The sequence below is a fragment of the Proteocatella sphenisci DSM 23131 genome (genome assembly GCF_000423525.1).
In the GTDB taxonomy this organism is placed as follows: domain Bacteria; phylum Bacillota; class Clostridia; order Peptostreptococcales; family Filifactoraceae; genus Proteocatella; species Proteocatella sphenisci.
In genome coordinates, this window is the sequence record NZ_AUID01000034.1 from 1 (window position 1) to 16,650 (window position 16,650).

At 35.0% G+C, this 16,650-nt stretch carries 17 protein-coding genes; 2 read left to right on the forward strand and 15 right to left on the reverse strand.

Annotation, left to right across the window (positions count from 1 at the left end; translation table 11 throughout):
* The first annotated feature begins 384 nt into the window (after positions 1-384).
* The gene (locus G558_RS13510; protein WP_051188652.1) at positions 385-1,116 is read left to right on the forward strand and encodes a lytic transglycosylase domain-containing protein; all 732 of its coding nucleotides are present in this window, start codon (positions 385-387) and stop codon (positions 1,114-1,116) included.
* A 130-nt stretch (positions 1,117-1,246) separates the two neighbouring features.
* Here G558_RS13510 and G558_RS0110590 read toward each other — a convergent pair whose 3' ends face one another.
* The 14 genes from G558_RS0110590 to G558_RS0110655 all read right to left on the reverse strand — a co-directional run bounded on the left by G558_RS0110590 (position 1,247) and on the right by G558_RS0110655 (position 14,754).
* Positions 1,247-1,510 carry an HPr family phosphocarrier protein gene (locus tag G558_RS0110590; protein ID WP_036931923.1) on the reverse strand — a complete coding sequence of 88 codons (264 nt, stop codon included), beginning with the start codon at positions 1,508-1,510 and terminating at the stop codon, positions 1,247-1,249.
* Positions 1,511-1,527: 17 nt separating this feature from the next.
* Positions 1,528-1,875, reverse strand: a complete 348-nt coding sequence (locus G558_RS13100; RefSeq protein WP_036931924.1) for a hypothetical protein — start codon at positions 1,873-1,875, stop codon at positions 1,528-1,530.
* Between the two features lie 16 nt (positions 1,876-1,891).
* Positions 1,892-4,108 carry a YcdB/YcdC domain-containing protein gene (locus G558_RS0110600; RefSeq protein ID WP_028830144.1) on the reverse strand — a complete coding sequence of 739 codons (2,217 nt, stop codon included), beginning with the start codon at positions 4,106-4,108 and terminating at the stop codon, positions 1,892-1,894.
* 44 nt (positions 4,109-4,152) lie between these two features.
* Positions 4,153-6,081, reverse strand: a complete 1,929-nt coding sequence (locus G558_RS0110605) for an ABC-F family ATP-binding cassette domain-containing protein (RefSeq protein WP_028830145.1) — start codon at positions 6,079-6,081, stop codon at positions 4,153-4,155.
* 81 nt (positions 6,082-6,162) lie between these two features.
* The gene (locus G558_RS0110610) at positions 6,163-7,650 is read right to left on the reverse strand and encodes a 4Fe-4S dicluster domain-containing protein (RefSeq protein ID WP_028830146.1); all 1,488 of its coding nucleotides are present in this window, start codon (positions 7,648-7,650) and stop codon (positions 6,163-6,165) included.
* 27 nt (positions 7,651-7,677) lie between these two features.
* Entirely contained in the window at positions 7,678-7,944 is a 267-nt protein-coding gene (locus G558_RS0110615) for a hypothetical protein (RefSeq protein WP_028830147.1), read from the reverse strand.
* 47 nt (positions 7,945-7,991) lie between these two features.
* A complete protein-coding gene (locus G558_RS0110620) occupies positions 7,992-9,278 on the reverse strand; it encodes a hypothetical protein (protein ID WP_028830148.1) in 1,287 nt (428 codons plus the stop codon).
* Positions 9,279-9,327: 49 nt separating this feature from the next.
* Entirely contained in the window at positions 9,328-9,882 is a 555-nt protein-coding gene (pyrE, locus tag G558_RS0110625; protein ID WP_028830149.1) for an orotate phosphoribosyltransferase, read from the reverse strand.
* A gap of 1 nt (position 9,883) precedes the next feature.
* Complete coding sequence (locus tag G558_RS0110630) at positions 9,884-10,789, reverse strand: dihydroorotate dehydrogenase (RefSeq protein ID WP_028830150.1); 906 nt, start codon at positions 10,787-10,789, stop codon at positions 9,884-9,886.
* Positions 10,789-11,490, reverse strand: a complete 702-nt coding sequence (locus G558_RS0110635) for a dihydroorotate dehydrogenase electron transfer subunit (RefSeq protein WP_028830151.1) — start codon at positions 11,488-11,490, stop codon at positions 10,789-10,791. The genes G558_RS0110630 and G558_RS0110635 overlap by 1 nt, the downstream gene beginning before the upstream one ends.
* Positions 11,478-12,326, reverse strand: coding sequence for an orotidine-5'-phosphate decarboxylase (gene pyrF / locus G558_RS0110640; RefSeq protein WP_028830152.1), 849 nt, complete (start codon positions 12,324-12,326; stop codon positions 11,478-11,480). Before pyrF ends, G558_RS0110635 begins: the two co-directional genes overlap by 13 nt.
* Complete coding sequence (locus tag G558_RS0110645; protein ID WP_028830153.1) at positions 12,307-13,479, reverse strand: dihydroorotase; 1,173 nt, start codon at positions 13,477-13,479, stop codon at positions 12,307-12,309. Before G558_RS0110645 ends, pyrF begins: the two co-directional genes overlap by 20 nt.
* On the reverse strand, positions 13,466-14,395 hold the full coding sequence (gene pyrB / locus G558_RS0110650) for an aspartate carbamoyltransferase (RefSeq protein WP_028830154.1): 930 nt from the start codon (positions 14,393-14,395) through the stop codon (positions 13,466-13,468). Before pyrB ends, G558_RS0110645 begins: the two co-directional genes overlap by 14 nt.
* A gap of 188 nt (positions 14,396-14,583) precedes the next feature.
* Positions 14,584-14,754 carry a DUF362 domain-containing protein gene (locus tag G558_RS0110655; protein ID WP_028830155.1) on the reverse strand — a complete coding sequence of 57 codons (171 nt, stop codon included), beginning with the start codon at positions 14,752-14,754 and terminating at the stop codon, positions 14,584-14,586.
* A gap of 216 nt (positions 14,755-14,970) precedes the next feature.
* Here G558_RS0110655 and G558_RS0110660 point away from each other — a divergent pair, with 216 nt between their 5' ends.
* Positions 14,971-16,227, forward strand: a complete 1,257-nt coding sequence (locus G558_RS0110660) for a Glu/Leu/Phe/Val family dehydrogenase (protein WP_028830156.1) — start codon at positions 14,971-14,973, stop codon at positions 16,225-16,227.
* Positions 16,228-16,439: 212 nt separating this feature from the next.
* On the opposite strand, the gene G558_RS0110665 is transcribed toward G558_RS0110660, so the two are convergent.
* Positions 16,440-16,650, reverse strand: a 211-nt coding sequence (locus G558_RS0110665) for a transposase (protein WP_028830157.1), incomplete at its 5' end; no start/stop codon positions are given.

Consider the following 16,650-nt stretch of genomic DNA (forward strand, 5'->3'; position numbering starts at 1 on the left):
AAATTATTCAGTGCTCTACATTTTTGTAGATGTTGAATAATCTAGGATTTTTAATTATTAAAGTTTAGGGGTCAAAAAACGTCATTCTCCGACAGCCCCCTTTTTTTTGAAAAAATTTTAATATTTTTCAATATCATAAAATATTATGTTTATTTTTTGTCAATTCTTTTGTAAATATTGATAGTATTCGGGATTAAAAATATATTAAGTTTTTGATATATTCTGAATTTTAATTAACTACACATTCAATTCTGTTACTATTTTGTAACTTTTTGGCCGAAAAGCTTGTTTTTTTGTAACTATTTTGTTATAATTAATCTCGTGGACTAAGAAAAGTACTAATTTTTTGAAAGCGATACGAAGGAAAAGGAGAGAAAATAAAATATGAAGAAATTAAATCTTTTTATTTTTATGCTTGTTCAAACTATATTCCTGTCATCAACTCTTGCATATGCCGACGATATAATCGTCAATAATAATGGCTCAAATGCCAACGGTGAATATATAGTTACTCAGACTGAAAGTGAAATTACAAGTGAAATTACAAAGGAAGAAGACATAAGTATAGATTCTCAAGATAATAAAACAACTACTGAAGAGGTAAGCGCAGAAAAACCTCTTATCAAAACAGAAAACTCTGCAGCTGAGCAAAAAAAAATAAAGTTTAAATCTGCTGTTATTTCATTTATTAAATCTAAAAACAACAGACTTAGTGAAGCTGCCGCTACAAAAGCAGCCGATGCTGCCATCTATGCCAGCGACAAGAACAAGGTTGATATTAATCTTATACTTGCAGTAATGTGGAAAGAAAGCTATTTCAGCGCTAACGCAAGAAATGCGTCTTGTTATGGCATAATGCAGGTAAGCAAAAATACAGCTGCAGGATTTGGTTTCTCTGTTAAAGATCTTCATGATCCCTACAGAAATGCTGATGTAGCATCCCGCCTACTTAAAGGACAGATTAATAAGTACAAAAATCCAGTTATGGGACTTACCGCTTATAATGCAGGTTCAGGAAATGTAAGCCGCGGAAATTATACTACCGCTTATGCAAATAATGTAATATCAAAATCTAATGCTGTAAAGACTTATATAAATAGTTATATGAGCAAGTAAAGATATAGAGATGACAACAAAAAGAGGCTATTATCCATTCTTAATCCAGAACCTGATAATAGCCCCTCTCATTTTTATTAAATTGCTTTTTAGGGGCATTTTTCGCCTTATAATCCATGTACTTATTCAGCTATTCTCCAAACTTGGATTCAACAAGAGATGATAGGGTCTGAATTGCCAATTCTTCATCTGGGCCCTCTGCAACTATAAGCATCTTAGTCTCATATCCAATTCCCGCAGATATCATGCCTACAATACTCTTAGCATTTATGGTCATTTCATTAACCTCAATAGATATATTTGATTTAAATGCCGCTGCCTTCTTTACAAATTCAGATGCCGGTCTTGCGTGCAATCCAGTTTTATTGAGTAGCTTAACTTCTTTTTTTATCATTCAATTTCTCCAGTTTTTTATATTTTTTCCTCTTCGTCGTCCTGATCTTCTTCATAGTCCTCTTTGTAATCTTCTTTGTAGTCTTGATCATCAGTGTCTTGGTCTACTGGAACATTTTCAAAATCATCATAATAATCTTCCCAAAATTCCGCTTCTTCCTGCTCTTCTATTTCTTTTACTATCTTTCGTTCTTTTATCTTATCTGCTACAATTTTTGTAACCCCTGTAGCTATCAAAGCAACCGTAGCTATTCCTGCAGCTTTTTTTGCTTTTGATTTTTTGTTAATTTCCTTTTCAAGAATCTCTCGTTTTTCTTCAACGGGAATCTTTGATTTTAAAATTTTTGAAATATCGCTTGTTTTCATTTTCAGCCCTCCTGTTTTATCTTAAATAATTGTATATCATCTTTAATGCCTTATCCCTTGTCGCATTGCCCGAAGGCATAAATATGTTTTCTTTGTCTTTTACTATTATATCAAGTGCGTCGCCAATTGCAACATATCCATAATATTTTTCTAATACATCTTTAGAATCTGTAATATTGAGCTTGAATATTTCTGTATGAAGCGCCAGTTTTTCGTATCCAAGTGCCCTTACAAGGTATTTTACAGCTTCCTGATTTGAGATGTTCCTGTTCTGAAGATTCTCGTCTTTATCCAGTATTTCCCTTGCTCTTAATTGTTCTTCTATAATATTTTTCTGATCTTGAGAAAGCATTTTTATGTCGTAAAGAGGCATAGGCGTATATTCAAATGTCTGAGATATAAGATAAAGAAATTCATCGTGACTTATAGTTTTTTCGGGATATAAGTCTCCTCCTTTAAATCCTATTCCAAGAAGTGTCAGAGCCCTTATTTCATCTTGATATTTGCTCTTGGATAAATCTTTGTATTCTTTGATAGTCGTGTCTGATTCACTATCTGCAACTATCCTTTCTCCACTCACCGCATCAAAGCTAAGAGGCTTTTTGTAATTATCCTGATTTACTTCATATATAAGCTTTCCACTTATTTTAGAACTGCTTTCATAAATAACTCTATACTTGAGTTCTATTTGATTCTCTTTAAATATTTTATCATATATAGAATCTGGGGATATTATTTTGCCTGCTTGTGGAAGTTTTATATCATACCAGTTTTTATTGTAAGATACTATTTTATTATTTAAAGCATCATAGGCTACATTAACATAGTTTTCAGGAAATTCTATTGAATTTTCTTTTCTTAAATACTTTACATATACATACTGGCTGCTTATTCCTATTTGCTCATTTAGGTAAGTTTGGTCCATGTATAGATTTTTTTCCGATATTTTTGAATACTTCTTAATTGTTTTACTGGCTTCCAGTTTGGCCCTTTCAATATTAGAAGAGCTTATTTTATTTTCGCCGTAGCCAGATCCATATGAACTAAATCCAATAAGTTCCAGAGTTTTTGCATCGAGTTGCACGCTGAGGTTCTTTTTGTCATCTGCTGATGCGTAATTTACAGACCATATATATCCGCTATCCGTATTTATCTTGGATTCATACAGCTGGGCGCTCGTCACAGACATATCTTTTTCGAGCAATTCCAGCTTGTATTCATTTATTTTAGCCTTAACTTCAACCAGACTTGAAAGTTTTGCTTTTTGCTGGATTTCAGCTATTTCCTGTTCTGTGAGTTGCACTTCTTTTGGACCAGCGTCTTGTATTGACTCATTAGCTGATCCTTTTTCTCCATATGCCATATTGTAAAGGTCTCTGTAGAGATTTATCCTTTTCCCGGTCTTTGCATCGATGACATATTCGTTGCCATATACTGGAACGTATAATATTTTTGTATTCTTAAATACATTTTTTTCATAGTCATATTCCGAGCTGTATATAAGCTTGATTCCAAGCTCATTTTTATATGCTTTTTTTGCATCTTCTGGTGAGAGTATGGCATTTGCTGACTCATATGATATGGAATTATTAAGTGAGGTTGAAAAGTTGGAAACTTTTCCCGTTATAGAATCAACTAACACAGTTGAGCTTATTCCTTCGACTGGTATGTTGTTTTTTAAATATTTAAATTCAAAATTGTACATGCTGGCATTGAGATTCCCTGTATCACCGGTCATTTTAAAGTCCACGTGCTGCTTTGGTAAGGCTTTGAGTATAAAGTTCTCCGCTATTGCTTTTGCCTCATTTTTGTTATATTTGGGCAGAGTCTTTGTCTTGACCTCATACACAGGCAACTTGCTCTCTTTGCTGTAGTTATAGTACCAGTAAACATTTCCATCTTCCCCATATTTAAGGTAGGTAGTCGCCTTATCATTCTCCCAGGAAAAATTATAAACATTTATGCCAGATTCGTAATTTACTGAATACCTGAATGTGGCTTCTTTATCATCAATGACAAAGCGTTTTTTAATATCTGTAAGAATTTGTGTCAATTTTTCCTCAGATACTTCTTTAGCCTCTTGGACCATGGCCTGCGAATCAACAAGTGATGTCTTTATAGGTTCGTTTATGGGTGCTTTTACTTGTGCATCTGATTCTTTATTGTCAGCAAATATTGCAGTCGACGATAATAACATACACATGGCCGTTACTAATGCTATTTTTTTATTCATATTTTTATCCTTTCTCGATTTTCTAACATCTATTATCTGCTTTTTTATTCATACCCCTTTTGGCTGATTTCAAATATCTTTTCTAAATACTCCAGTCTCTCCATTTTCTCAAGAAGCTCTGTTTCTATATTTTCCTGTTCAGCAGTAAGGGTTTGAAGTCTGACAAAATCGCTTCCTGCTTTACTTAATTCATTAGATACACCTTCAAGTTTTCTTTCCAAAATCTCTATATCTTGTGGGATTCTATCATATTCTCGTTTTTCATTATAAGTGAGCTTGGCTTTTCTTGATTCTGAAGTTTTTTCATCATCTATATCTTTTGCCTGGGCATTTTCTGCATTTTTTCTTTTTGAATCGGATAGGTCTGAGATGTACATATCTTTTTTTCTGTCATAATAATCCTGATAATTCCCTATAGTATAAAGAATCTCACCATCATCTTCAAATGAAAATATCCTGTTACATATTTTATCTAAAAAGTATCTATCATGAGATACCGTTATTACTGGTCCGTCAAAGTAATTGATGTATTCTTCCAAAACTGTAAGAGTCTCTATGTCCAGATCGTTTGTGGGTTCATCCAAAAATATGACGTTTGGTGAATCCATCAGTATTTTTAGCAGATAGAGTCTTCGCCTCTCTCCCCCTGATAATTTTCGTATAAATGTATGCTGTGCATTGGCATTAAAGAGAAAGTTTTCCATCATCTGAGACGCTGAAACCTTGCTCCCGTCTTTTTTTGTAATATATTCAGCCGTCTCTCTGATATAATCTATTGCTCTTAGTTCAGTATTCATATCAAGATTTTCCTGTGTATAATAGCCAATTTTTACAGTTTCCCCAAATTCTAATGTCCCAGAAACGGGTTTTTGTATTCCTGCAAGTATATTGAGCAGAGTTGTCTTTCCCATACCATTTCTACCGGTTATCCCAATTCGATCTGTTCTGTTTATTGTATAGGTGAAATCCTTAAACAGGTCTTTGTCAGGGTATGCCATACACAAATCATATGCTTCTATAATTTTGCTCCCCAGTCTCGTTGTTGCAACGTCAATATCCAGGTCTTCTTTTTCTGTTCTGTCCAGATTTTTTTCAAGGTCCTCAAAACGGTCTTTTCTTGCCTTTTGCTTGGTTCTTCTAGCTTCTACCCCCTTTCTTATCCACTCAAGTTCTTTTTTATATAATCTTTGCTTTTTTTCTTCTATTCTTTCCATGTCGCTCATTCGCTGCTGCTTGATTTCAAGGTATTTAGAGTAGTTTCCTTTGTGCTTGTACAGTTTCCCTGCTTCTAGTTCTACTATAGTATTTGTAACTCTATCCAGAAAATATCTGTCGTGGGTAACCATTATCAGTGATGTCCTGATGCTCTTTAGATATTCTTCAAGAAAATCTATAGTATCATTATCTATATGATTGGTTGGCTCATCAAGAATTAAGATATCTGAGGGCCTTATAAGGGCTCCTGCCATAGCTACTCTTTTCCTCTGTCCTCCGGAAAGTTCCTTCATCTTTTTATCAAAATCTGTGATTTTAAGTTTTGTCAGTATCTTTTTGGCTTCACTTTCGAGCCCCCATGCATCATTTATATCCATCTTTTGGGCAATAAGAGTCATTTCTTTTTGCAATGAGTCATCTTGTGGATCGCGTTCGAGTCTGGAAACTATCTCTTCATATTCTCCTACTAGTTTTACAACTGGCGACTCACTTTTAAATATTTGCTGCAACACTGTAAGTTCTTCTGATATTTCAGGGTTTTGAGGCAAATATTCTATTCTGATCTTACCAGTTTTTATAACTTCTATGTTGTCTGCTGAGTCTCTTTCGGTAATTATATTAAGTAATGTCGTTTTCCCGGCACCATTTATTCCTATTATTCCTATCTTATCGTCATGCTCTATTGAAAGTGACACATTATCAAAAATAACTTTGTCACCGTATACTTTTTTTAGTTTATCTATTTGATACAAGTTCATATTATACTCTTTTCTAACCACAAAAGAGAATAATGAATATTATTCTCTTTTGTATCTTATTTTTACTTTATTTTAATATTTTTACTTTATCTTAATATTTTTTGTAGGAGTTGTGATTTCAGATTCTGCACAAAATTCATTGAGTGATTTTTGGGCTCTTTGTATAGAAATTATTGTTCCAGGTCCTCCTATGCATCCTCCTGGGCATGCCATTCCTTCGAGCAACATTCCGTTTTTCTTTCCCGCTTTGGCCATTTTCATGAGTTTTACGCACTCATGTAAGCCATTTGCATTTTCTACCTGAATAGCTCTGCTCGGATCCATCTCCTCAGCTACTTTTCTGACTGCTTTTGCAACTCCTCCAGCAGAAGCAAATCCTCTTCCAAGTTTAGAGGCATCTTGTATTTTGTAATCTACCTCTATCTCAGAAACCTCTATCCCTCTGGATACGAATAGACCCATAAGTTCTTCAAAGGTAATTACAAAGTCTACATATTTATGAACTTTTTCTCCAAGTGCCTCAAGTTTTTTGGCTATACAAGGTCCTATAAACACTACCTTGGCATCTTCATTATTCTTCTTTATAAACTGGGCTGTGGCGATCATAGGTGTAGAGGTGTCTGATATATACCTGGCCTGATCTGGGAACATTTTTTGTACCATACTAAGCCATGCCGGGCAACAGCTGGTTCCCATATATGGCACCTTGTTTGGCACTTCATCAAGGAATTCTTCAGCTTCGTGAATGGTTCCAATGTCTGCTCCAATACCCACTTCAAGCACTTCTTTAAAGCCAAGTCTTTTTATCGCTTCAAAAATCTGTGTAGGGTTGGCTATTGGTCCAAATTGTCCCACGAATGCCGGAGCTACTATTGCATACATGTTTTCCTGATTCCTTATTGCTTTTACCAGTTGGTATATCTGAGATTTGTCTCCTATTGCTGCAAAAGGACATGCCTGCATACACTGACCACATGACACACATTTATCATAATTTATCTTTGCTCTGCCCAGGCTGTCACTTTCTATGGCATTCACACCGCATGCTTCTGCGCATGGTCTGTCATATTTTATAATGGCCCCATATGGACATATGTCTTTGCATTTTCCACATTTAATACATTTTTCTTTATCTATTACCGCCTGCTTTTTATTAATGGTTATCGCATTTACGGGACATACGTTCTGACATGGATGGCCTATACATCTTCTGCAGTTAGAAGTAACTTCATATGTCTTTGTAGGACATGCTTCACATGCAAATGTTATTACATTTACAAGTGGGGGTTCGTATATCCTCTTATCTACGTCTACATTTTCTATTCCATCGCTTATGAGTCCAAATGTTGCTGCATCCCTTATATCAAGACCCATAGCAAGTCTTATTCTCTCTCCAACTATAGCTCTTTCTTTGAACACATCTGTTCTAAATCTGGCTTCTTCTCCTGGTATTATATTGAATACCGATTTTGGAAGTTCGCTGAGATCTTTGTCTCCATATGCAAAATCTGCTACTTCTGCAAAAACTTTTCGTCTGTAATTTATAATGTCGCTGAATATCCCTTTCATAGCAATCCCCTTGTTATTTTATTTTTATTATAATTCAAGCTTTACAAGATCCATAACTTTTTCCATAACCACCTGGGTTGATGCATTAAAAATAACTTCCCCATTTATTTCTACAACTGGCACAAGACTTGGGTCTTTTTTGCAATATTGCTTACAAATCGAATTTCCAATTTCTATTTTTACTTCAGGATGTCTTTCTACTATTTCCTCAGAAAGATCTTCAAGAATGTCAAAAATAGTAGATGCACCTTCCATCATGCATCTTGATCCAGTACATATTTCAACTTTTATCATATAGTTATCTCCTTTTAAATCATCTTATCATAGTGGTGAAAGTTTTGTCAAATAACAAAAATACAATTATCTATAGTCAGTATATCATTTCCAGATGAAATTTCTTTTTTCGTTAAAGCATCTATTACATGATAAGTTATCCAGTCCCCATTTAATCCATTGGAAACCATTATAATTAGGAACTCTTTATTTTTAAAATCTACTATTTCATATGTCATATTTTCATATCGACCTTTTCTGAATATGTATTCTGATTTATGATTCTCCATATTCAAAAGCTCCGAACGGTCATCAAATTCAATAATTTCAAAAATATCATTATTGTCTATTATTATAGATGTACTTTTATCAACATCCTTAACATATGTCTTCTTAAATGTTTCCTTATTTACTTTATATATTTCACTTCGTCCTATTTTTCTTCTTGAGACAAAATCGCTCTTTTTATTAAGAATGAAGTTGTAATATTCTTTCCTATAATAAATTGAAGTATCTGAATGTCCTATTGTTCTTATTATTCCTTCTTGATCTATTTCATCAATAACTTCAAAGCCTATATGTTTAGCGCCACTTTTGACCTGATCTATAAAATCCGAAAGTTTGATATATTTGATTGAATTTATATGAACTTGATTTTTCTCAAGATCTCCGGGAAGGTCAAAGGCAAGTTCAACTTCGGCCGACACCAGTACTTCAAATTGTTCATCTTCGCTCAAATAATATTCTTCCATAAAAATATACTGGTCCTCAAAAGTTTTTCCTGTTATTATTCTTTTTCCTGCATTAATATTAAAAGCATCATCTAATATCTCATAATATTTTTTTTCTTTTACATCCAGTAAATATATGCTGTCAAAAAAATCACTGTCTGCAAGTTCCATATTATAACTGAGTCTGAAGAGTATGTATCCAGGAGCTAAGATTTCCATTTTTTTATATAAAAATGAATCTCTATCGAAGGTAAAGCCAAGAATTTTCTTTTGAAGTCTCGACTTTAGATTTATTTCATAAAACTCCATAAAGTCATCATCGTCTTCTTCTGTAATAGTTACAAAATAAATATTATCCCTGGCTCCTTCTATATCGCTTCTTAAGTAGTTTACTGGGGTATCCATATCGTAAAGCTGAATATTTTCAGCATGATGACCTTTGTCCATTCTGTTCATGACATGTGTTAATTTATCATATTCCCAGATTCCCTCACTCCAATTATCTTCCATACCTAATACTATTTTTTCAAAATAAATATTAGCATCAGTTACATTAAGCGGCTTGTATATTATTTTAGGGACTTCCTGCCATTTGTTTAAGTTTTCTAGATTGAATATCTCCATTATATTTCTTTCCTTTTCTATTTACACTCTTTGACAAGCCCTTTAAAATTTATTTTATATTTCTGCTTCCAGGTTTTATATATTCTATTCCCTGTTTACACATTGGGCAGTCATTTGGGTCAAATGTCTCTATTTCAAGTTTTATAGAACTGATTATGTCAATATCTACGTTACCTGTCGTTCTGTCTATAATTGAAGCAAGTGCAATGACTTCTCCTCCCATTGATTCAAGGAGTGCCTTTACTTCAAGTGAAGATTTGGCTGTAGTAACAACGTCTTCGCATATTACTATCTTCTGACCAGGTTTTATCTCAAAGCCTCTTCTAAGCTCCATCTTTCCATCTACTCTCTCTGTAAAGATAGCTTCTTTTCCAAGCTGTCTTCCAAGTTCGTATGCTACTATTATACCCCCCATGGCAGGTCCTACAAGTAGGTCAACATCCATTTCTTTAAGCTTTTCTGCAACAGGCTTTAGTATTGCTTCTGCCTTGTCTGGATATCTTAATACTTTGGCGCACTGTACATATCTGTTGGAGTGCTTGCCTGATGTTAATAAAAAATGGCCTTCAAGAAGTGCCTGACTTTGCTTTAATATATCTATCATCTTATATTATACCTCTTATTTCTTCAATTTTTAAGTTTTCATTAGAAAAATATTTTTCCATTCCAATGACTATATCGTGACCTGCCATAGGATTCATAAATGATGCAGTTCCAAACTGCACAAGAGTAGCTCCTGCCATTATAAACTTTATTGCATCCTCTGAAGTGGTTATTCCACCCATTCCTATAACGGGAATTTTTACATTTTTGCAGACATCTCTTGTCATCCTGAGTGCTATAGGCATTATAGCAGGGCCGGAAAGACCCGCATATATATTGTCAAATGTAGGTTTTTTGGATTTTATGTCAATATCAAGTGCGTTAAATGTATTCACAAGAGAAATCCCGTCTGCTCCAGCTGATTCTACTGCCCTTGCAACTTCTGTAAGATTGTTTGCATTAGGTGAAAGCTTTACTACAACAGGAAGATTTGTAAGCTTTCTAATTTCTCCTGTTATAAACTCTGCATCACAGGCATTTATTCCAAAAGCCATGCCCCCTTGCTTTACATTAGGACATGATATGTTGAGCTCTATTATATCTACGCCATTTGATTGATTTGAATGCTGATCTATCATGATAACCGCATCTTTGTAACTTTCAAGGTCGGAACCTCCAATATTTGCCAGCACTACAATATTTTTGCTTTTCATAAATTCCAGCTCATTGTCCAAAAACGCTCTGACTCCAGGATTTTCAAGCCCTATAGAATTCATTATTCCGCTTGGAGTCTCGGTTATTCTGATTCCTGGATTGCCATCTTTAGGATTTATCGTCAGTCCCTTTGAGGAAACTCCGCCAAGGATGGATATGTCATAAAACTGGTCGTATTCTCTTCCAAAACCAAATGTTCCCGATGCCCCTATTACAGGGTTTTTAAAATCTTTTCCAAATACTGTCTGTTTCATTAAAAATTCACCTCTGTTCCTTTGAATACCGGTCCGTCCTTGCATACCTTGACCATCTTTCCCGAAACTTTACAAGAACATGAAAGACATGCACCTACTCCGCACCCCATGTGTTTTTCAAGAGAAACGTATACATTCGGGTGAAGCTCTGCGACTGCCTGCATCATTACTTCTGGTCCACAGGTGAACACATTTTCGTATTTTTTAAAATCTATAATTTCGGTAACAAGTCCGCCAATCTTAAATTTTGTATTGCATCCTTCAAAAAGGTTCTCAAGAGTATTTATTTCTTCCTCGCTGTAGAGTCCTTCTCTTATTCCTATATATAAATCGCTGTTGCTGTTTCTTCTCGCTGTAAGGTATAGGGGCGCCATACCAATTCCGCCTGCTACCATTGCCGTCTTGCCTTCCAGTTTTGGAAATCCATTTCCATAAGGTCCGTGAAGGAGTATTGTATCAGCTTCCTTCATCTTTGAAAAAAGCTCTGTCCCTTTTCCTCTTACTGAATACAAAAAGCTTACGCCATAGCTGTCACAGTCGAATATGCTTATCGGCCTGAAAAGCGTCATATCTCTGTCCTTGGCTTTTAGCATAAAAAACTGACCTGCTTTTACTTCGTAGTTTCCGGAAACTTTCATTAAATAAATGTCTCCTGCTATTTTTTCATTAAATAGTATTTCTTCTTCTCTTACTTGAAACATACGCGAAGCTCCTTTGCCAAATCCTGTGCTCTTTTTACCAGTTCTTTTCTGAAATCTCCTTCCGAAGGAAGGTTTGCAGTGTATCCCCTCGAAACATTGACTACACCATTTTTTCTTTCATTTATTATACTTGCTATATCTTCTATTTTTGCTCCCTGAGCTCCATATCCGGGAATAAGTAGAAATATATCTTTAGTTTTTTCTCTTATTATATCTAGTTCATTTAAATTATTTACGCCTACTACCGCCCCAAATGAAGGGAACTCTGCCTCAGGCTCTTCTTCTTTTCCCCACTCATGAATCTTGTCCAGTACTTTAGAATAAAGTGTTTCGTCCGAAATTTTTAGATCTTGAAAGTTTCTCGACCCTGGATTTGAAGTTTTGGCAAGTATAAACGCGCCTTTGTTTTTTTCTTTAAAATATTTTGCATAGGGTTTTACGGCATCTTCTCCCATATAAGCATTAAGGGTCAGTATATCTGCCTCAAAATCGCCTTCAAAATGACCTTTTGCATACATTTGGGCCGTAGCACCTATGTCTCCTCGTTTTATGTCAGCTATTGCTATATGACCGCTTTTTCTTATCATTTTTAGTATTTCGCTATAAGCTCTGAGTCCTGAAAGTCCTTCTGATTCATAACATGCTATCTGAACTTTATAGCATGAAGCATAATCTTTAGATACTGCTATTATTTCTTTAGAGTATTCTATATATTGTTCTGCTAATGTTTCAAATGAATTTTTAATCTCCGCCGGAACGTGATCTGGTCTCAAATCTATTCCCACACAAAGTGGGCTTACTTCTATTGCCCTTTTTCTAAGCTCTTGCATTATCATAAACAATTTCTCCTTTTGCAATCGTGTATTGTACTTTTCCAACAACTTCCCAACCATCATATGGTGTATTTCTGCTTCTTGTGACAAATTGTGATTTATCTATGTTCCATTTGTCATCGCTCAGGATAACAAGATTTGCCTCATTGCCTTCTTTTATGTGGTTATCTTTTCCTGTCATGCGCGAAGGATTATTGGACATGAGTTTTGAAAGGATCTTCATGGGTATTTCATTTTCTTTGAACACCTTTCTTATCATTGCGTATGAAGTTTCTATATTTATGATTCCAGGTGCACCATTTGCCTTGTCTTCGTCTGTATGTGGTGCATGGTCTGTGCCTATGACATCTACATGACCATTTTTTATGCTTTGTATCAAAAATCCGACGTCTTCTTTTGATGCTATAGGAGGATTTACTCTATAGTCCAGGTTGTAACTGAAAAGGTGATGAGGCGTAACTTCCACTGTAGCGTTAAGTCCCTCAGCCTTTGCCTTGATTATAAGCTGCATTGATTCTTTTTTGCTTATATGACAAAAATGAAGATTCCCTTCAGTTTTTCTTAGAATCTCAATGTTTCTCCTTACCATATCTGTTTCTGGTTCATCGTGATCCAGTATGGTAAACCCCAGCTCTTTAGATTTGATAAGGGCTTCTCTGAGTATTTCTGGGTTATCTACATTTTTCCCATCATCTGAAAACAGTTTTGTATATTTTAACAGTTCTTCAAAATCGACAAGTTCTTTTCCCTGAAGATTTTTTGTAACCGAGGCTATCTGTATAACCTCAAGCGGCAGATTTTTCATATTTTCTGCTACTGTGTTAATAACATCTGCGCTGTCTGCCACAGGTAGAGTGTTTGCCATAGCTACTACCTTGGTGTAACCACCCTTTATGCACGCATCATTTGCTTCTTTATATGTCTGTTTATACTCAAGTCCCGGGTTTCTAAGATGAAAATGCATATCTATAAATGATGGAAGGAGATATTTCCCCTGGGCATCTATTATTTTTATATCGTCTGTGTTTCCCGTTTCTTCAACAAATCTATCTATTTTATTTTTTCCTATATACTTAATATTTTTTCCTTCTATAAGGATATCTTCTTTCTGCTCCATATACTCATCTATCAAAACTGCATTTTTAATTAATATCATGCTGACCTCTTTTCTTCATATCTTCAAGCATTAGTATAAGTGCCATTCTTGCATACATTCCATACTTTGCCTGCTGAAAATATTTGGCTCTTGGGTCCTTGTCCACATCCTCTGTAATTTCATTCACTCTTGGAAGAGGGTGCATAACTATCATATCTTGTGCAGCATATTTCATCTTCTCTTCATCTAATATATATGTGTCTTTAAGTCTTTCGTATTCATCAGCATCTTCAATTCTTTCTTTTTGGATCCTTGTCATATAAAGTACATCTGAATCTCCTATTACATCTTCTAAACTCTGCACTTCCTCATACTGATCTTCTGCGAGAAGTTCTTTCACATAGTCAGGCATCTTCAGTTCTTGTGGAGAAACAAAATAAAACTTATTGTTGGGGTATCTCACCATGGCTTTTACAAGTGAATGCACTGTTCTTCCATATTTAAGATCTCCTGCAACTGCAATTTTAAGATTGTCCAGTCTTCCCATTTCTCTGCTTATTGTAACCAGGTCTGTAAGGGTCTGTGTAGGATGCTGATTTCCTCCATCTCCAGCATTTATTACAGGAACTGTGGCAACTTTTGCCGCTTCCATAGGAGCTCCGACAAGATAATGTCTCATTACTATAAAATCAGCATATGCTGAAACCATTCTCGTAGTATCTTTAAGAGTCTCTCCTTTTACAGCTGAAGTGTTTTCTGGCCCGGCAAACCCTATAACCGATCCGCCCAGTCTTTGCATAGCAGCTTCAAAGCTAAATTTAGTTCTTGTTGATGGTTCATAAAAAAGCGTAGCCATCACCTTGCCTCTCATCGCATCAATATATGATTGCGGATTGGTCATTATGTCTTTGGATACGCTAATTAGCTGTGATATTTCTGCAACAGAAAAATCACTAATTTCAGTTAAGTGTCTCATATTTCCTCCTTGTTAGTCTCTCTGTACTAAGTTAAAAGAGCTGATTATTAATAGTTATATTTAATTAATTTTACTTTATAGTACCATCTTTGTCAATATAAATACGGGCAAGGTCTGGCGTAAAATATTTTTTTGCAAAAAAAAGAGATTTTGAAATTTCAAAATCTCTTTCACTTTAATTGTAAGTATTATTCTGGTTGAGGCGCATCAACTGGACAAACTCCAGCACAAGCTCCACAATCTATACAAGAACTAGCTTCAATCACATAGATGCTGTCTCCTGCAGAAATACATCCTACTGGACATTCTGGCTCACAAGCTCCACAGCTTATACAAGACTCTCCTATAACATATGCCATATCATTTACCTCCTTATTAAATTATGTGTATTACCTTTAGATTATAACAAAGTTTACCTTTAATGTAAATATCATAATATAAATTTTTATATATGACAATATTTTATTTATAGGGTTGAATTCTTTATATATATAATCTATAATATAGATGGTAAATGTATTCTAAGTAGATACATACAAAAAAATTCTAATAATATTAAGAGGAGTGTGTTAAAGATGGAAGTAAAAAATGTAAAAGAATCACTTAATCCATTTGAAATTGCACAAAGACAAGTTAAAAATGCTTGTGACAAATTGGGTGCAGAACCAGCAGTTTATGAAATTTTAAAAACTCCACAAAGAGTTGTAGAAGTATCATTCCCAGTAAAAATGGATGATGGCTCTATAAGAACTATAACAGGATATAGATCTCAGCATAACAATGCATGTGGTCCTTACAAGGGCGGAATAAGGTTCCATCCAGGAGTTACACTTGATGAGGTTAAAGCTCTTTCTACATGGATGACGTTCAAATGTTCAGTAACAGGAGTTCCTTATGGTGGAGGAAAAGGTGGAATCGCTATAGATCCTAAAGATTTCTCTACTGCAGAACTTGAAAGAGTTTCAAGAGGATTTGCTGCAGCAATAGCTCCATTCATCGGAGAAAAAGTTGATATTCCTGCACCAGACGTTAACACTAACGGTCAAATCATGGCTTGGATGGTTGATGAGTATGAAAAAGTAACTGGAGAATATGCTCCAGGAGTATTCACTGGAAAGCCAGTTGAGTTTGGTGGATCACTTGCCAGAACTGAAGCTACTGGATACGGAGTTGCTCTAATGGCAAAAGCTGCTGTTGAAAAACTAAACATAGATTTCAAAGGCGCAAGAGTTGCTATCCAAGGGTTTGGAAACGTAGGAAGCTACACTGCTCTATTCGCTCAAAGACTTGGCGCTAAAGTTGTTGCTATATCAGATATATTCTGCACAGTTTACAACGAAGAAGGAATAGACATCGAAAGAATGTTTAGAGATCCAGTAAAACCAATCAAAAATGATAACTATGGAAAAGAAATTACTAAAGAAGAGTTCTTTGCTCTTGAGCTGGATGCACTTATTCCATGTGCACTTGAAAATCAAATTACTTCAGAAAACGCTGGAAGCATAAAAGCTAAGGTTGTTTGCGAAGGAGCTAACGGACCAACTACTCCAGAAGCAGATGCTATACTTGCTGAAAACGGAGTACTTCTTGTACCAGACATCCTTGCAAATGCTGGAGGAGTTACTGTTTCTTACTTCGAGTGGGTACAGAACCTTCAAAGATTCAGCTGGACATTTGATGATGTTCAACATAAGCAAGAAGGCTTAATGTACAAAGCATTCGATGATATCTGGAAACTTATGGATGAATTCAAAGTTGACATGAGAACTGCTGCTTACATGATGAGTATCAAGAGAATTCAAGTTGCAATGAAATTAAGAGGATGGTACTAAGATCCATCCTTTAATATAAGAACAAAAAGGGGCTGTCGGAGAATGACGTTTTTTGACCCCTAAACTTTAATAATTAAAAATCCTGGATTATTCAACATCTACAAAAATGTAGAGCACTGAATAATTTAGGATTTTTTTGTTTAATTTAATATTTATTGTATGACAAAAAAGCCATTTGATATTTTCTCATGACTTATAAAAACCCGATAGGATTAGGCTGTTTTTGCTTCGTAGGTTTTGATTTTTTCCTTCGCGAAGCGATAGTATTTATTTAAATTTCTTCCTACAGCGTATAAAAGAAATTCTTTGTATACTTTTTCAGATGTACGATGGTTAAATCTTCTGAAATTATCATTTTCTTTGATATCTCCAAAATGACCTTCGGTCTGGATAGAACGTATCTGACGATAAAATATACCTTTT